Source organism: Streptomyces sp. NPDC048331, assembly GCF_043201215.1.
In the GTDB taxonomy this organism is placed as follows: Bacteria; Actinomycetota; Actinomycetes; order Streptomycetales; family Streptomycetaceae; genus Streptomyces.
The window spans coordinates 149,023-161,864 of record NZ_JBICYT010000002.1; the positions used below are offsets into that span (position 1 = coordinate 149,023).

Sequence of the window (12,842 nt, forward strand, 5' to 3'; positions counted from 1 at the left end):
CCTACGGCTCGACGAACGAGGGCTCTTGCGGCTCGACCACGTCCACGTCACGCTCCCAGCCCTCGTGTTCGAGCTTCAGCGTCTGGATGGCCACGGCGTTGGCGTTGGAGTCGAGTTCGGGGAGGGACTGGAACTCCGAGACCCAGGCGCGGAAGACCTTGTAGGCGATGACCAGTTGGCCCGCCTCGTTGTACAGCTCGATGATCAGGTCCTTGCGGAAGTCCTTGAGGGAGACCTCCGCCCCGAGCCCGGAGCCGAAGTTCCAGACCTTGTTGGCCCACCGCTCGAACTCGACGTCGTGGGTGACGCCCCGGGTGAGGGTGATGGCCTCGTACTTCGTGCGGCCCGGTGATTTGCGCGCGGTGGAGGGGTCGGCCCCGTCGCGGTGCTCGACGACCTCGGTGGTGCGCTTGAGGGCGCTCACCTTGCTGACGCCGGCCACGAAACGGCCGTCCCACTTCACCCGGAACTTGAAGTTCTTGTACGGGTCGAAGCGCTGCGCGTTGACGCTGAACTGTGCCATGGGGTCGACTCCTAGGCGGGGATCTGGCCGGCGATCTGCTGCAGCCGGAGGACGACGAACTCGGCGGGCTTGAGCGGAGCGAAGCCGACGAGGATGTTGACGACGCCGAGGTTGACGTCGGTCTGGGTGGTGGTCGTCGCGTCGCACTTCACGAAGTACGCCTCGCGCGCGGTCTTGCCCTGGAAGGCGCCCTGCCGGAAGAGGTTGTTGAGGAAGGCGCCGATGTTCAGGCGGAGCTGGGCCCACAGGGGTTCGTCGTTCGGTTCGAAGACCGCCCACTGGATGCCGCGGAAGAGGCTCTCCTCGATGAACAGGGCGGTACGGCGCACCGGGAGGTACTTCCATTCCGAAGCGAGGCGATCCGCGCCGTTGCGGGTACGGGCTCCCCAGACGGCGTGCCCCGCGGCCGGTGCCAGCCGCAGGCAGTTCACCCCGACGGGATTGAGCAGCCCGATCTCCCCGTCGGTCAACGGCACGGCCAGCTCGGTGACTCCGGACAAGGTGGCGTCGAGCCCGGCCGGGGCCTTCCAGACGCCCCGCTCGGCGTCCGTCCGGGCCATGACACCGGCGACGGTTCCGGACGGGGCGAAAGACATCACCTGACCGTCCCGGAGGGGGTCCGGCTGCCTGATCCGGGGGAAGTAGACGGCGGCGTTCTTGCTGCTGGTGAACGTGGCCGCGCCGGCCGTGGCCAAGGCCACCGTCGTCCAGGCCTGGGGCGGGTCGAGCACGACGACGGCCCGCCGCTTCGCGGCATAGGTGAGGGCGGAGGTGATGACCTGGCTGTCGACGTCGCGGTCGCCCGGATCGCCGGTACCCGCGTAGGGCGGGATGACGAGCAGGTTGAACAGGTCGGCGTGCTCCAGGGCGTAGAGGCCCTTCTTGTCCGCCTCGAAGTTGGTGCCGGCGGTGATCTCCGCGGCGGTGATCGACCCGCCGTCCGCCCCTCCGGTGGCGGTGGCCTCCACCGGAAAGGTGCCCTGCGGCTGCGCCGGGAGCGGTGTGTCGGCCCTGACGAGCTGCGATTGGGCCGCGAGGACGAGGTCCACCCGACGGACGGCGCCGGGCAGGTAGGAGACGTTGCGGAACACCTCCTTGACGCCGGTGGCCGTGTCGAGGACGGTCAGGTTGAACAGCGCCGGGTCCTTCGTGCCGTCGTCGTTCGGCCGGACGTCGTCGTCCACGGTCGCCTTGAGCTTCGCGCCCCAGACCCCGGGCGAGGCCGCGTTGAGCTTGAGTCGTTTGTTTCCGGTTCCCAGTGCGACGGCAGCCGTGTCGTTGGCGGTGGTGGCGTGGACCCGTACGACGAGGGCCACTCCACCGCCCTGTTGGAAGAAGTCCCTCACGGAATAGCCGAGATGACTCTCCGACCAGAGCCCGCCGAAGCTGCGCTCGAAGTCCGCGTAGGACGTCAGCGTCACGGGCTTGTGGAGCGGGCCGCGCAGGGCGCGGCCGACGAAGGCCGTGACCGAGGTGGGGACACCCGTGATCGTGCGCACACCGCTGGACAGCTCTTCCACGTACACGCCGGGGTAGGACAGTTGCACCGCCATCGGCTTTCCCTCCGCCAGGTCATCTGTTGTGTATGGCTTATCCCGCCCGTGTCACCACGGCGTCACCGCTCGATCACCGGTGGGGTCGCGCGGGGGGCACGACCTGTCCCCGGGCCAGTGCCGTCAGTCGCGCGGAGGGCCGCAACCCCAGTTCCGCGTCGAGCAGTCGGCGGAACCATTCGTAGTGCCGGACCGCGTCGACCGCGTTCCCCTCGGACTGGTGCACGGCGATGACCGCCCTGTTGGCACTCTCCCGCAGCGGCTCCAGGCGAACGGCCTCGAAGGCGAGCTCCAGGGCCCCCGCGTAGCTGCCGTGGGCGGCCATGCGATGGGCTGCCGCCTCCAGTGCGTGCAGTCTGAGCTGACGGGTGTACTCCTGTTCCAGCAGCACCCAGTCGTCGTACCACCCCGGTAGCAGCTCCCCGCCCCTGAGCAGCCAGGCGTAGCCGTCCTCGTCCACCGGCGGCGGCTGACCGCCGGAGGTCGGTCGCAGCATCCGCCGGATGCGGACGGTGAATTCCCGGTTGTCGACGACCGTGTCCGGCGCCAGGGCGACGTGGATGCCGCGGGTGACCACCAGGCCGGGCGCGGCGCGGTTCACCCGCCACACCGCGGTCCGGAGGCTGGCCTGCGACTTCTCGTCGGACGCCCCGGGCCACAGGACGGCCGCGGCCGCCGATCGGCCGGCGCCGATCCGCAGGGCGAGATAGGCGACGAGCCGCTGCCCGCTGGGCGGCACGTCGACGGCACGGTCGGCGCACCCCACGGCGAATCCGTCGAGGAGCCGGATGGTGAACAGGGAAGGGCCGACGCTCGGTACGGACATGAAGTTCCTCACGCAGAGCGACTGTCGAGCGATTCGATCGCAGACGGTAGCCGAGCGGCATGGAGGCCGACCCGACGTGGCAACCCGGCAGCCACCCTTCGGTGTGCGGTGTTCGGGCCGCACGGCCCGGCCTCGGGCCGTGTTCGACGCCCATGGAGCGGCATGGGAGCCCGCGATCGAACTGTCCCCGATGTGGGTGATCGGCGGGCGCGTGAAGGAGGTGACGGAGCGCGGGCGCCGCCCGACTTCAGGTGCGTGGGTGGCCGGAGGCCGGACCGCCGCTCAGGGCTTCCCCTACGGTGCGACGCACGGCTTCAAGATGCCGTACCTGTTCTCCCTCTCCCACCGGGCTGTCCGGGGGCGGTGTTCAGCCTTCGATGCCTGTGGTCGTGTGGGCGGCGCCGACCGGCTCGGATTCGGGGGAGCCTCGCCGGCGGAGGTAGACGGACAGGACGACCATGGCGGCGACGGCGAGGAGTTCGGACTGCCGGTACGGTGCCCAGGGAGCGGGCGTAGAGGGTCTGGCGCCAGTCCTTGGTCCCCGCCCAGCGGGGCGATTCAGGGCGGGCGTGGTCGCCCATGCGCTGCTCCCGCTCGCTCTCCGTACCGGCCTGGTGGACCTTCTCGGACTCCGGGGAACCACGCTGGACGAGGTAGACGGTGCCGAAGATGTAGAGGAAGAACTGCGGGAGCTCCGTTCACCGAAGCTGAGCGGCTGGAGGCCGTCCACCGTCATCTGTCCGTCGAACTCGGCGTGCCCGACGGCCTGGCAGGCCAGAACCACCAGGAAGCCGATGCCGAAGGCGAGGGTCAGGCTGTTCTCCCGCCAGAACCCTCTTCCGACCGGTGGTGAACAGCGAAAGGAACAGGGTGTCCCCCGCCATCCGCACGATCGCCTGCCGTCCGTACGCCTCGACCCCCTGGACACGGTGCGTCCTGGGCAACTCCTGCGCGGCGAATGCCGTCGGGCAGGCTTTCCGCTCGTCCTGCTCCAACTGCCGGCGGGTTTCCGGAGCCGGCAACTCGCACGCCCGTACGTGCTCGCCTGCCGCGAAGGCGGCTTCGAAGGCGGCCCCGGACGCGGCCGCGGAGCCGGGGCCGTGGTCGGGTCACTTCGAGTCGGCGCTGGGAACGGCCGGCGGATCGCGCGGCGCCCGCTCCTTCCCCGCCTCCATCTCGTCGCCCAGCTCCGTGAGCCTGTTACGGCCCATCGCCTTGCGGACGTCGGGGAACCAGTCCTGTTCCTCTTCCTCGACGTGATGGCGGACCTGTTCCATCAGGACGCTCATCTTCGCCTTGAACCGCTCGTCGGCCGGATCCATGTCCTTGATCTCCGACAACATCCACACCACGGCGTGGTGCTCCTCGATGCTCTCCAGGATGTGGTCCTTCGTGTCCGGCGCTGCCTCGCGGGCGGCCGGGTAGAAGAACTTCTCCTCGATCCAGGCGTGGACGGTGAGTTCCTCGATCACCTCATCGGCGATGCGGCGGCGCTCGGCCGTGTCGTCGTCGGAGGTCTTCTCGAACCCTTTGAACAGCTTCTCGACCGTCTTGTGGTCCTCGCGCAGCAGCACGATCGCGTCCATGGGGGCGCCCGCCGTCAGGTGGTGACGCGGCAGTTGGATCCGTCGTGGCCGTCGGCCCGGTCGTCGTCGAACCAGCGGTCTCCGGCCGCCAGGTAGCGGAAGGAGTGGACGCTGTGAGCGGGCAGGACGACCGTGGCCGCGCGCATGCCGTCGCCGCGGACCTGCAGCGGGTGTGCGGCGGGGTCCCAGTCGTTGAAGTCCCCCACGACGCTGACCGGCCCGTCCGGGCTGTCGGCGGGAAGAACGAAGGTGACGCGCGTGCGGCCCTTCAGCTGCTTGCGTTCGAGCACCGGATGACTCCTGACGGGCGGAATGGGCAGGGCCCGAGCACCCTCGCACGGTGCTTCTCCCCCAGAACCCGCACACGCCGCCGCCCACGGGTCCCGTCACTCGACCGGACGTCGAAAGCTGAGAACAACGGGCGGACCTGAGGCGTTGGCCCTGCGTCCCTCGCCCGCTCGCCGGTCGGCCGCGGTCGGTGAGGTCGTCACCGCCGCGCGATGGCGTACGGCCAGGGCAGGGGCGAGACGGACGACAAGAACGCCGTCGTCGAAGGGGTGGGTCAGCAGCAAGGCGGGGCCCTTCGTCCGGGGAGGAGGACCATGTGGCGGCGCACGCACTCGGCCGCCTCGGCCGAGGCCGTCTCTTCCGGATCTTGCCGGGCCCGGCCCGCCCGGCACGGCACCCCGCCGCGTTGTCGGGGCACCCGAGTACGACCGGTACACGGGCGCCCCTCCGCCCGGGGGCCCCTCCCAGCGGTAGCTGGGGGAGAGGCACCGCACCGGATGACCCGGGCTCTTCCGACAAGATCCGAAAGAGACGACCTGGGCTTGGTGCGTCGGCCATGCCGCGAACCGTTCGAGGCCGACCGGGATCGCCGCGGGAGCGGGATACGCGGTGACGATCCGGGTAGCCGGACCACATGGACACCACGACTGAAACCACGCCCCTGCGCGCCGTCGCGCTGGTCTGCACGCTTTCGCCGTCGCCGAAGCGGTCCAGCTCGCAGTTGCTGGCCGAGCAGACCATGGACGCCCTCGCCGATCACGGCGTCACGGGGAAAGTGATCCGGATCGCCGACCACGACGTCAAGCCGGGCGTTCAGGTGTCGATGGGGGAAGGGGACGCCTGGCCGGAGATCCGTGACACGATCCTGGGCTGCGACATTCTCATCCTGTCTACGCCGATCTGGCTCGGCCACCCCTCCAGCGTCGCCCAGCGCGTCCTGGAGCGGCTCGACGCCGAGCTCGGTGAAAGCGACGACGAGGGCCGCATGCTCACCTACGGCAAGGCCGCGGCCGTATGCGTCGTCGGCAACGAGGACGGCGCCCACCACGTCGGTGCCGAACTCTTCCAGGGACTCAACGACGTCGGCTTCTCCCTCGCTCCGAACGCCGTTACCTACTGGGTCGGCGAAGCCATGCAGGGCACCGACTACCAGGACCTCGACAAGACCCCCGAGAAGACCGCGGCCACGACCAAGACCCTCGCCTCGAACACCGCACACCTGGCGCGCCGCCTCAAGGCCGCCGCCTACCCGCCCTCTTCCTGACCGCATGACCGCATGAACGCATGACCGTATGAGCGACCGAGCCGGAAGGAGACCCGCAATGCCCTCCCCCGAGCAGCCCGGCCTCGCCGATCCGGTGGGGCTGAACCCCCGTCCCCCGTTTCCCGAGCAGGACCAGGACCATCCCGGTTCGACCGAGGACATGGATCCTCGCCCCGACCACGGCGAGACCGACTACGAGGGCCACGGTCTTCTGCGTGGCCGCAGGGCACCGGTCACCGGAGGGGATTCCGGAATCGGCCGGGCCGTCTGCCTGGCCTTCGCACGGGAAGGCGCCGATGTCGTCTTCACACACCTGCCCGAGGAAGCCCACGAGGCCGCGGAGACCGCCCGCCTGATCCGTGCGGCAGGCCGCACGGCGGTCGCCGCCGCCTGTGACATCCGCGACGAAGGCGAGTGCACCGCCCTGGTCGACAAGACGGTGGGCGAGCTGGGCGGCATCGATCTGCTCGTCAACAACGCCGCCTACCAGATGGCCCAGCCGGACGGGATCGTCAACGCCACCGGCGGAACTCCCCTGCCGTGACACCGGACCGGTCCCTGCGTCGGATCGCCTTCCTCCTCGAATGGCGCGGCGCGTCCCCGTACCGGGTGCGGGCGTTCCACACGGCGGCCGATGCCGTCCGCGACCTGCCATCGGGGCCGGTGGACGCCGCCCGGGCCCGACGACTGCGCGGGGCGGGCCCGGTCACGACCGGGGCGGTCCCGACTACCTCGCCCGCCTGGAGGCCGAGGCCGGCCCGGGCGCCCGGGCCGGCTGGGACCTCGCAGCGTCGAGCACCGGGGACTGCCACCTGCACTCCGACCGGTCGGACGGCGGCAGCCCGCTCGAAGAGATGGCCGACGCGGCCCGCGCCCTGGGCCACCGGTGGGCCGTCCTGACCGATCACTCGCCGCGGCTGAGGCCTGGGAGCGGACCGGCTGATCACGACCTGGTCCCTCGGACACCTACTGGCGACCCGAGGGGCGGACAGTGGACCGATCTCGGCCTGAAGAACGGGAGAGGCCGCCCCGGTGCCGTGGGCGGCGTGCTCGCGGCATCGCCCCCGGCCGTACGCCGTCGTCCGGGTGCGTGAGCGAGGTACGTACTCGACGCTGGAACACGTATGAGAACCCGTACGGCCGTGTCGCCCGACTCCTTACGGCCGACCGAACGAAAGGGAGGCGCCATGGACGGCAAGGACGACCTCAGCCGGGGTGACGAGGTCACGTGGAAGAGCCACGGGCACCAGGTGACGGGCAAGGTGAAGAAGAAGATCACTGACCGGACCAGGGCCGCAGGACGCACCGTCGACACCTCGAGCGAGGAACCGCAGTACGAAGTGGAGAGCGACGCGTCAGGCCGGTCTGCGGTGCACAAGCCGGACGCCCTGCGCAAGAAGGGAAACTCCTCCTGATGACTGGCAGAGAACGCGACGAGCCCGATGAGACCGTCGACGCGTTCGCGGAAGCCGTCAACATGACAGCCGGTCGCCTCGAGGCATGGTTGACCACGGACGAGTCGAGAGCGGTGGGACAGAGCGACGGCGGGGGCGAGAGCGTGGGCCATGCTTCCGGACGGCGTATCGTCACCCTCTTGCGGACGAAGAAAGCCGACCTGACGGCAGCGGACCTCGCGCACATGCGCAAGGTCGTCGGCTACGTCCAGCGCCACGGCGCGCAGCGACCGGCCGGCGACGTCACCGAGACCCCGTGGCGGTACTCACTCATGAACTGGGGGCACGATCCGCTCGGGTGACCCCGCCGTCCGGTTCGGCCGACCTATGGCGATGCCGGGTCACAGCCCCGGTTCCGGTCGCCGGGGCGGGTCGGACGGTACGCGCCCGGCCGAACCGGGCGGACCTCAATCGGACGTGGTGGTACCGGTGATCAGGTCGATCAATCCCGGGAGCCCGCCGTCGGCCAGGGCTCGACGCTGACGATCGGCGGGGGTGCCGTCTCGGAGCATGCGGTGGACGAGTGCGTTCACTTCACGGAGGTCACCGGACTCCTCCAGCACGGGAGTGATGTGCTGGAACAGGGCGCACAACGCGTCGCCGCTGGAGTGCGGACGGCCGTCCCGGCCGACCAGGGTGCCGTTCAGGCCGTGCCGGGCAGCATGCCAGTTGGCGGCATGCAGAATCTCCGGCTCCCAGGGTGTCAGTTCCACGCCGGCCTTCTCCTCGGCGATGGCGGTGGCGACCAGCGCCCGGACGACGCCGGCGAGCATGGCGGCGTCGTCGGCCCGGAGCTGCACGTCCAGGCACCGTACCTCGACGGTGGGGTAGCGATCGGACAGCCGAGCCTGCCAGTAGACCTGGGCCCTGTCGGCGATCACGCCCGACGTCACCAGCGCGTCCAGTCGGCGTTCGTAGTCGGGGTATCCGTCGAAATGCGGGGGTGGACCACTCACGGGCCACCGTCCGAACACAATGGTCCGCCAGCTTGCGAAGCCGGTGTCCAGCCCGTCCCACAGGGGCGAGTTGACGGACATGGCCAGCAGCGTCGGAAGCCACGGCCGGATCCGGTTCAGTACGGCGACCCCGGTCTCCGGGTCGGGAACTCCTACGTGGACGTGCATGCCGCAGATGAGCTGCTCGTCCACCAGCTGCCCCGCATCGACCTCCATCCGGAGATACCGCCGCGTCGGGGTCACCGGCACCGGCTGCATCCCCCGCAGGGGAGCCGCGCCCGTGGCCGCGATCCGACAACCGTTCTGCTCGGCGGCCGACGCGAGCGCGTGTCGGAGACGGAGAAGGTGACCACCGATCTCATCCAGGCTCTCGCAGACGGGGGTGGCCACCTCGATCTGGGCCTGGAGGAGCTCGTCCTGCACCTCGCCGCGCTCCGCGAGGGCCCCGAGACCGGCCGTGCGGCTGACGTCCTCCACGAGCGGTGTCGGCACGGCCGTGACCGGATCCACCAGCAAATACTCTTCTTCGACGCCAAGACTGATCACGTCCCGCAACTACCCCACCGCCCCATGATCACCCCACGTGGTCGCCAGAAGACCGATGTATGTCACGACGAAAGACGGAAGGCCTTACAGCGTGTGGTCGGGGTGCCCGGTGGTTCGCCGCTGCTCCTTCATGCGTGCCTCGAGCAGGTGGTCACGGCCCTCGGCCAGCTGGTCGACGATGTCCCGCTCGATTCCGGCGAAGGGCCGGTAGTAGGTGGTGTTGTACGCCTCGACGATCTGGAAGGTCCAGTGTCCGGGGATGACGTTCCGGCCGAGGACCTCCCGCTCCACCCGGCTTGCCTGTGCTTCGTGGCCCGCTTCCCGCAGCAGCCTGACGGCATCGTCCAGCTGGAAATCCGCGGTTCCCGTCAGCTGATGGAATCCGTACAGGTGGCCTCGCGCCCGCTCGGTCGTCTCCAGAGCCTTGGTCAGTGCGCCCAGCGCGGCGACGGTCTTCTCACTGACCCCGTGGGGTACCTGATGCGCGTCGTCCAGTGACTCGTTCACCTGCCCATTCAGCCCCAGGAATCCACCGAGAGCCAGCCGACACGGTCAGTCACCGCCGATGTCGTGGGCATCCGAGGGCTCGGGCGGTCCGAGAGGTTTGGCGCCCCGGGTCGTGGGCACGCGCGGACCGGCGGCCGTGTACGCGAGGCCGCCGACGTGGGCCGTGTCGTCGACCGCCGTGCCGAACGGCGACCTTCGCGGTCTACTGGATCCCTGAGATCGGCTCGCTTCGGGAGCGCACAGGAGACCCTTGGGCTCCTGTCCCGGCAGGGAATGTCCGCGCAGGTCACCGAACGGGCCTCGGTGCCCTGGGGTCCGGTACTGCGCTCCCGCCGGGCTTGGCTGCAGGAGCAGGGCCTGGCCGAGGAGAACGACGACCAGGAGGAGTTGGTGATCGTCCGTGCCCAGCGCCTCTGAACCCGGCTGGACCCCGCAGATGCCCGCAGGGGTGAATTCCCGTGCCCCGCGCCACCGCCGGGTCGCCCTGAGCCGATCCGGGTCGGTGGACGGTTGCGGGCCGGTCCTCGTCGAAGGCCCGGTCGAGGTCGTCCTGGACGACGGGACGATCGCCCGGTCCGACCGGTTCATGGTCGCCGTGTGCACCTGCCGCCGCAGCCGGACCTACCCCTGGTGCGATACCAGCCACCGCCCCCGCGAGCGCACGACGCCGCCGCCCGAGGACAGGAACGAGCCGTGACCGCACCCGCACCCAGCCACACCGCCGGGGCCGCGACGGCTCCTGTGCTGGTCGAGGGGCGCGGGCCGCTGTCCCGCGCGGTGGTCGACGCCCTGCGCAGCGGCCGTACCCCCGTCCACACGACCGCGGCGCTCCTCAAGGCCGACCCGTGGGGCGACGACCTCCAACTCGCCCTCTACCTGCTGTACGAACTGCACTACCGCGGTTTCGCGGGCGTGGACGAGGCCCTGGAATGGGATCCGGAGCTGCTGCGGCTGCGCCGGGCCCTGGAGGACCGGTTCGGCCATGCGTTGCGGTCGGACACGGCGAACGCCTCCAGGACCGTGGCAGCGGCGTTCGGCCCCCTCCTCGTCGAACCGGTGGACCTGAGCGGCAGTCTGAGTCACCACCTGGAGACCGAGGGCGAGCTGTGGCAGCTGCGCGAGTACGCGGCTCTGCGCTCCCTGTATCACCTGAAGGAGGCCGACCCGCACGCCTGGGTGATCCCACGGCTCGGCGGCCGGGCCAAGGCCGCCATGGTCGCCATCGAGTACGACGAGTTCGGCGCGGGCAACGCCCAGCGGATCCATGCCCGCCTCTTCGCCGACCTCATGGACGACCTCGGCCTGGACACCGCGTACGGCCACTACCTGGACCAGGCCCCGGCGCCGCTGCTCGCCACCGTCAACCTGATGTCCTTCCTGGGGCTCCACCGGGCCCTGCGCGGGGCACTGGTCGGACACTTCGCGTGCGTGGAGGTGACCTCGTCGCCCGGCTCGCGGCGGCTGGCCAGGGCCATGCGCAGGTGTGGTGCGGGCCCGGCGGCCGAGCACTTCTACGCCGAGCACGTGGAGGCCGACGCCGTCCACGAGCAGGTCGTACGCCATGAGGTCATCGGCGGGCTGCTGGCGGACGAGCCGGACCTCGAAGCGGACGTCGCGTTCGGTTGCGCCGCGACCGTGCTCCTGGAGGACCGCCTGGCCGCGCACATCCGCGGCGAGTGGAGCCAGGGGCGCTCGGCCCTGCGCACCCCGCTGGGCGGTGCGGGGTAGCGAGTCCGGCTTCTCGCTGCTCCTACGGGCGAGGAGAGAGATGGTAGACGGCGTAGGCCCGGTCGATCACGGGCATGGCCACGTTGCGGACGAGGACTCCGCCGGCCGTGATTCCGTGTTCGGTACCCAGGTGGGCGTGTCCGTGGACGGCGAGGTCCGCGCCGATCTCGTCGATGGCCTCGGCAAGGAGGTAGCTGCCGAGGAACGGGTGGATCTCGGGGGGCTCGCCGGCCAGGGTGTCCGTGACCGGCGAGTAGTGGGTCAGGGCGATCCGCCGCGCGATGCCGGCGTCCGCGAGGTCGGTGAGCGCGCGGCGCAGTCCGTCGGCACACGTGCGGGAGTAGCGCATGAAGGCCTTCATCTCGGGTTCGCCGAAGTCGCTGCCGCAGCGGCCGGCGTACCCCCCGCCGAACCCCTTGGCTCCCGCCACTCCCACCTCGGTTCCGTCGACGTCGAAGACGGCGGTCTCGCCTTCCAGGACGGTCACCCCGGCCTCGGTGAGGACGCCGACGACTTCCTGCGGCCGGTCCGCGTGGTGGTCGTGGTTGCCGAGTACGGCCACGACCGGCACGGGCAGACCCGCGACCTCGCCGGCGACCACGGCCGCCTCCTCGGGAGTGCCGTGGCGGGTGAGGTCGCCGGCCAGGAGGAGCAGGTCGGCGTGGTCGGCGAGACGCGCGAAGGCGGGTCGCAGCGATCCCTCACTGCCCGGTGCCAGGTGGATGTCCCCCACCGCTGCCACGCGGATCACCACAGGTCCTCCTCCCGGTCGGGCGGGCGGGCACTGACCACGGTCAGGTCGTGGTGCCACACCAGGGGGTCGAGGGCCTCCGCGGCCATGCGCAGGACCGTCTCGCGGCACCCCGGGCTCGATACCGGTCCCCAGACGACGACGGTGGGGCCGCGCAGTTCGACGCGGACCCCGAGTTCGGCGATGTCCTCCTGGGCGAGCAGGTCACGTAGGTGCTGGGCCCGGTACTCGGGTGGGGTGGGGTTGCGCGTGGTCATCGTGGGCCTCCTTGCGGGGCTCGATCACCCGGAGGCGTTCGAGGAGGTAGAGAAAGGCGTCGGCCAGGGGCTGGTCACGGTGAAGACGGTCGAGGAGCCCCCAGTCGATGCGTTCGCGGAGCATGCGGGCCATGGGGAGCAGGTCGGCGAAGTCGCAGTAGTGCTCGCACAATGCGGTCAGGCGACTGTCCATGAGGTCCGTCGGGGCCAGTACGGGCATGCGTACGGAGTCCACGGCCCGTACGTCCGCGCGCTGAAGCAGCTCCTGGTCCACGGGTCGACCGGCGAGGTCGAGGATGAGGTCGACGTCCTCGTCGCCGTCGCGTCCCTTGATCAGCCAGTCCTCGGGTGCGTCGACGATGGTGATGCCTCCGGCGCGCAGCGCCGCCACGGCGGCCGGTGCGTCGTCCCGGCAGAGGCAGAAGTCCGTGTCGTGGCGGAAACGAGCGGGCAGGCCGTGGGCGAACGCGGCCACGCTCCCGGCGAGCGCGAAGGGCACGTCGGCTTCCTTGAGGAGCGCGCCCACGCGCTTGGTGGATTCCAGGATGGCCTGCGTGTGGTCGCGTGGAAGGCCGTCGGACCCGCTCACGATGCACCTCCTGC

18 protein-coding genes and 2 pseudogenes are annotated in these 12,842 nt (G+C 70.5%); 8 read left to right on the forward strand and 12 right to left on the reverse strand.

What is annotated here, in order from left to right; genetic code table 11:
• Position 1: 1 nt before the first annotated feature.
• The 7 genes and pseudogenes from ACGFYY_RS04155 to ACGFYY_RS04185 all read right to left on the reverse strand — a co-directional run bounded on the left by ACGFYY_RS04155 (position 2) and on the right by ACGFYY_RS04185 (position 4,778).
• On the reverse strand, positions 2-523 hold the full coding sequence (locus ACGFYY_RS04155; RefSeq protein ID WP_030384121.1) for a phage tail protein: 522 nt from the start codon (positions 521-523) through the stop codon (positions 2-4).
• An 11-nt stretch (positions 524-534) separates the two neighbouring features.
• On the reverse strand, positions 535-2,076 hold the full coding sequence (locus tag ACGFYY_RS04160; RefSeq protein ID WP_393706980.1) for a phage tail sheath family protein: 1,542 nt from the start codon (positions 2,074-2,076) through the stop codon (positions 535-537).
• Positions 2,077-2,149: 73 nt separating this feature from the next.
• Positions 2,150-2,902: a BTAD domain-containing putative transcriptional regulator gene (locus ACGFYY_RS04165; protein ID WP_365281231.1), complete on the reverse strand. Its 753-nt coding sequence runs from the start codon at positions 2,900-2,902 to the stop codon at positions 2,150-2,152.
• Between the two features lie 367 nt (positions 2,903-3,269).
• Positions 3,270-3,464 (reverse strand): DUF6766 family protein, encoded by a 195-nt coding sequence (locus ACGFYY_RS04170; protein WP_393707308.1) that lies wholly within the window; start codon positions 3,462-3,464, stop codon positions 3,270-3,272.
• Positions 3,454-3,573: pseudogene (locus ACGFYY_RS04175) on the reverse strand (DUF6766 family protein); the annotation flags it as partial. The gene ACGFYY_RS04170 and the pseudogene ACGFYY_RS04175, both read right to left, overlap by 11 nt.
• 438 nt (positions 3,574-4,011) lie before the next feature.
• Positions 4,012-4,488 carry a hemerythrin domain-containing protein gene (locus ACGFYY_RS04180; RefSeq protein WP_393706981.1) on the reverse strand — a complete coding sequence of 159 codons (477 nt, stop codon included), beginning with the start codon at positions 4,486-4,488 and terminating at the stop codon, positions 4,012-4,014.
• 14 nt (positions 4,489-4,502) lie between these two features.
• Complete coding sequence (locus ACGFYY_RS04185) at positions 4,503-4,778, reverse strand: isoamylase early set domain-containing protein (protein WP_365273599.1); 276 nt, start codon at positions 4,776-4,778, stop codon at positions 4,503-4,505.
• 632 nt (positions 4,779-5,410) lie between these two features.
• Here ACGFYY_RS04185 and ACGFYY_RS04190 point away from each other — a divergent pair.
• The 5 genes and pseudogenes from ACGFYY_RS04190 (at position 5,411) to ACGFYY_RS04210 (ending at position 7,796) form a co-directional block, all read left to right on the forward strand.
• Positions 5,411-6,040, forward strand: coding sequence for a flavodoxin family protein (locus ACGFYY_RS04190; protein ID WP_393706982.1), 630 nt, complete (start codon positions 5,411-5,413; stop codon positions 6,038-6,040).
• A 58-nt stretch (positions 6,041-6,098) separates the two neighbouring features.
• Positions 6,099-6,551 (forward strand): annotated as a pseudogene (locus tag ACGFYY_RS04195) (SDR family NAD(P)-dependent oxidoreductase); the annotation flags it as partial.
• A 98-nt stretch (positions 6,552-6,649) separates the two neighbouring features.
• Positions 6,650-6,940: a hypothetical protein gene (locus ACGFYY_RS04200; protein ID WP_393707309.1), complete on the forward strand. Its 291-nt coding sequence runs from the start codon at positions 6,650-6,652 to the stop codon at positions 6,938-6,940.
• Positions 6,941-7,227: 287 nt separating this feature from the next.
• The gene (locus ACGFYY_RS04205) at positions 7,228-7,455 is read left to right on the forward strand and encodes a DUF2945 domain-containing protein (RefSeq protein ID WP_393706983.1); all 228 of its coding nucleotides are present in this window, start codon (positions 7,228-7,230) and stop codon (positions 7,453-7,455) included.
• On the forward strand, positions 7,455-7,796 hold the full coding sequence (locus ACGFYY_RS04210) for a DUF3140 domain-containing protein (RefSeq protein WP_393706984.1): 342 nt from the start codon (positions 7,455-7,457) through the stop codon (positions 7,794-7,796). The genes ACGFYY_RS04205 and ACGFYY_RS04210 overlap by 1 nt, the downstream gene beginning before the upstream one ends.
• A gap of 105 nt (positions 7,797-7,901) precedes the next feature.
• Here the strand turns inward: ACGFYY_RS04210 and ACGFYY_RS04215 are convergent, their stop codons facing one another.
• Both ACGFYY_RS04215 and ACGFYY_RS04220 read right to left on the reverse strand, forming a co-directional pair.
• On the reverse strand, positions 7,902-8,996 hold the full coding sequence (locus tag ACGFYY_RS04215) for a glutamate--cysteine ligase (RefSeq protein WP_393706985.1): 1,095 nt from the start codon (positions 8,994-8,996) through the stop codon (positions 7,902-7,904).
• A gap of 84 nt (positions 8,997-9,080) precedes the next feature.
• Positions 9,081-9,503, reverse strand: coding sequence for a hypothetical protein (locus ACGFYY_RS04220; RefSeq protein ID WP_365273613.1), 423 nt, complete (start codon positions 9,501-9,503; stop codon positions 9,081-9,083).
• A gap of 273 nt (positions 9,504-9,776) precedes the next feature.
• On the opposite strand from ACGFYY_RS04220, the gene ACGFYY_RS04225 reads away from it, so the two are divergent.
• The 3 genes from ACGFYY_RS04225 to ACGFYY_RS04235 are packed head-to-tail and all read left to right on the forward strand — an operon-like array spanning position 9,777 to position 11,231.
• Entirely contained in the window at positions 9,777-9,920 is a 144-nt protein-coding gene (locus ACGFYY_RS04225; RefSeq protein WP_393706986.1) for a hypothetical protein, read from the forward strand.
• 19 nt (positions 9,921-9,939) lie between these two features.
• The gene (locus tag ACGFYY_RS04230) at positions 9,940-10,200 is read left to right on the forward strand and encodes a CDGSH iron-sulfur domain-containing protein (protein WP_393707310.1); all 261 of its coding nucleotides are present in this window, start codon (positions 9,940-9,942) and stop codon (positions 10,198-10,200) included.
• Positions 10,197-11,231 (forward strand): iron-containing redox enzyme family protein, encoded by a 1,035-nt coding sequence (locus ACGFYY_RS04235; protein WP_393706987.1) that lies wholly within the window; start codon positions 10,197-10,199, stop codon positions 11,229-11,231. The genes ACGFYY_RS04230 and ACGFYY_RS04235 overlap by 4 nt, the downstream gene beginning before the upstream one ends.
• 22 nt (positions 11,232-11,253) lie before the next feature.
• Here the strand turns inward: ACGFYY_RS04235 and ACGFYY_RS04240 are convergent, their stop codons facing one another.
• From ACGFYY_RS04240 to ACGFYY_RS04250, 3 genes are read right to left on the reverse strand one after another with little or no spacing between them, the layout of a single operon-like run.
• Positions 11,254-11,982, reverse strand: coding sequence for a metallophosphoesterase (locus tag ACGFYY_RS04240; protein ID WP_393706988.1), 729 nt, complete (start codon positions 11,980-11,982; stop codon positions 11,254-11,256).
• The gene (locus ACGFYY_RS04245) at positions 11,979-12,239 is read right to left on the reverse strand and encodes a hypothetical protein (RefSeq protein ID WP_365273673.1); all 261 of its coding nucleotides are present in this window, start codon (positions 12,237-12,239) and stop codon (positions 11,979-11,981) included. Before ACGFYY_RS04245 ends, ACGFYY_RS04240 begins: the two co-directional genes overlap by 4 nt.
• Positions 12,187-12,828 carry a hypothetical protein gene (locus tag ACGFYY_RS04250; RefSeq protein ID WP_393706989.1) on the reverse strand — a complete coding sequence of 214 codons (642 nt, stop codon included), beginning with the start codon at positions 12,826-12,828 and terminating at the stop codon, positions 12,187-12,189. The genes ACGFYY_RS04245 and ACGFYY_RS04250 overlap by 53 nt, the downstream gene beginning before the upstream one ends.
• Positions 12,829-12,842 lie beyond the last annotated feature (14 nt).

Excerpts from the sequence above, each read along its gene's own strand:
- ACGFYY_RS04225 (WP_393706986.1), top strand. The coding sequence starts at position 9,777 with ATGTCCGCGCAGGTCACCGAACGGGCCTCGGTGCCCTGGGGTCCGGTA.
- ACGFYY_RS04230 (WP_393707310.1), top strand. The coding sequence starts at position 9,940 with ATGCCCGCAGGGGTGAATTCCCGTGCCCCGCGCCACCGCCGGGTCGCC.
- ACGFYY_RS04245 (WP_365273673.1), bottom strand. The coding sequence starts at position 12,239 with ATGACCACGCGCAACCCCACCCCACCCGAGTACCGGGCCCAGCACCTA.
- ACGFYY_RS04160 (WP_393706980.1), bottom strand. The coding sequence starts at position 2,076 with ATGGCGGTGCAACTGTCCTACCCCGGCGTGTACGTGGAAGAGCTGTCC.
- ACGFYY_RS04205 (WP_393706983.1), top strand. The coding sequence starts at position 7,228 with ATGGACGGCAAGGACGACCTCAGCCGGGGTGACGAGGTCACGTGGAAG.
- ACGFYY_RS04165 (WP_365281231.1), bottom strand. The coding sequence starts at position 2,902 with ATGTCCGTACCGAGCGTCGGCCCTTCCCTGTTCACCATCCGGCTCCTC.
- ACGFYY_RS04180 (WP_393706981.1), bottom strand. The coding sequence starts at position 4,488 with ATGGACGCGATCGTGCTGCTGCGCGAGGACCACAAGACGGTCGAGAAG.
- ACGFYY_RS04155 (WP_030384121.1), bottom strand. The coding sequence starts at position 523 with ATGGCACAGTTCAGCGTCAACGCGCAGCGCTTCGACCCGTACAAGAAC.
- ACGFYY_RS04210 (WP_393706984.1), top strand. The coding sequence starts at position 7,455 with ATGACTGGCAGAGAACGCGACGAGCCCGATGAGACCGTCGACGCGTTC.
- ACGFYY_RS04190 (WP_393706982.1), top strand. The coding sequence starts at position 5,411 with ATGGACACCACGACTGAAACCACGCCCCTGCGCGCCGTCGCGCTGGTC.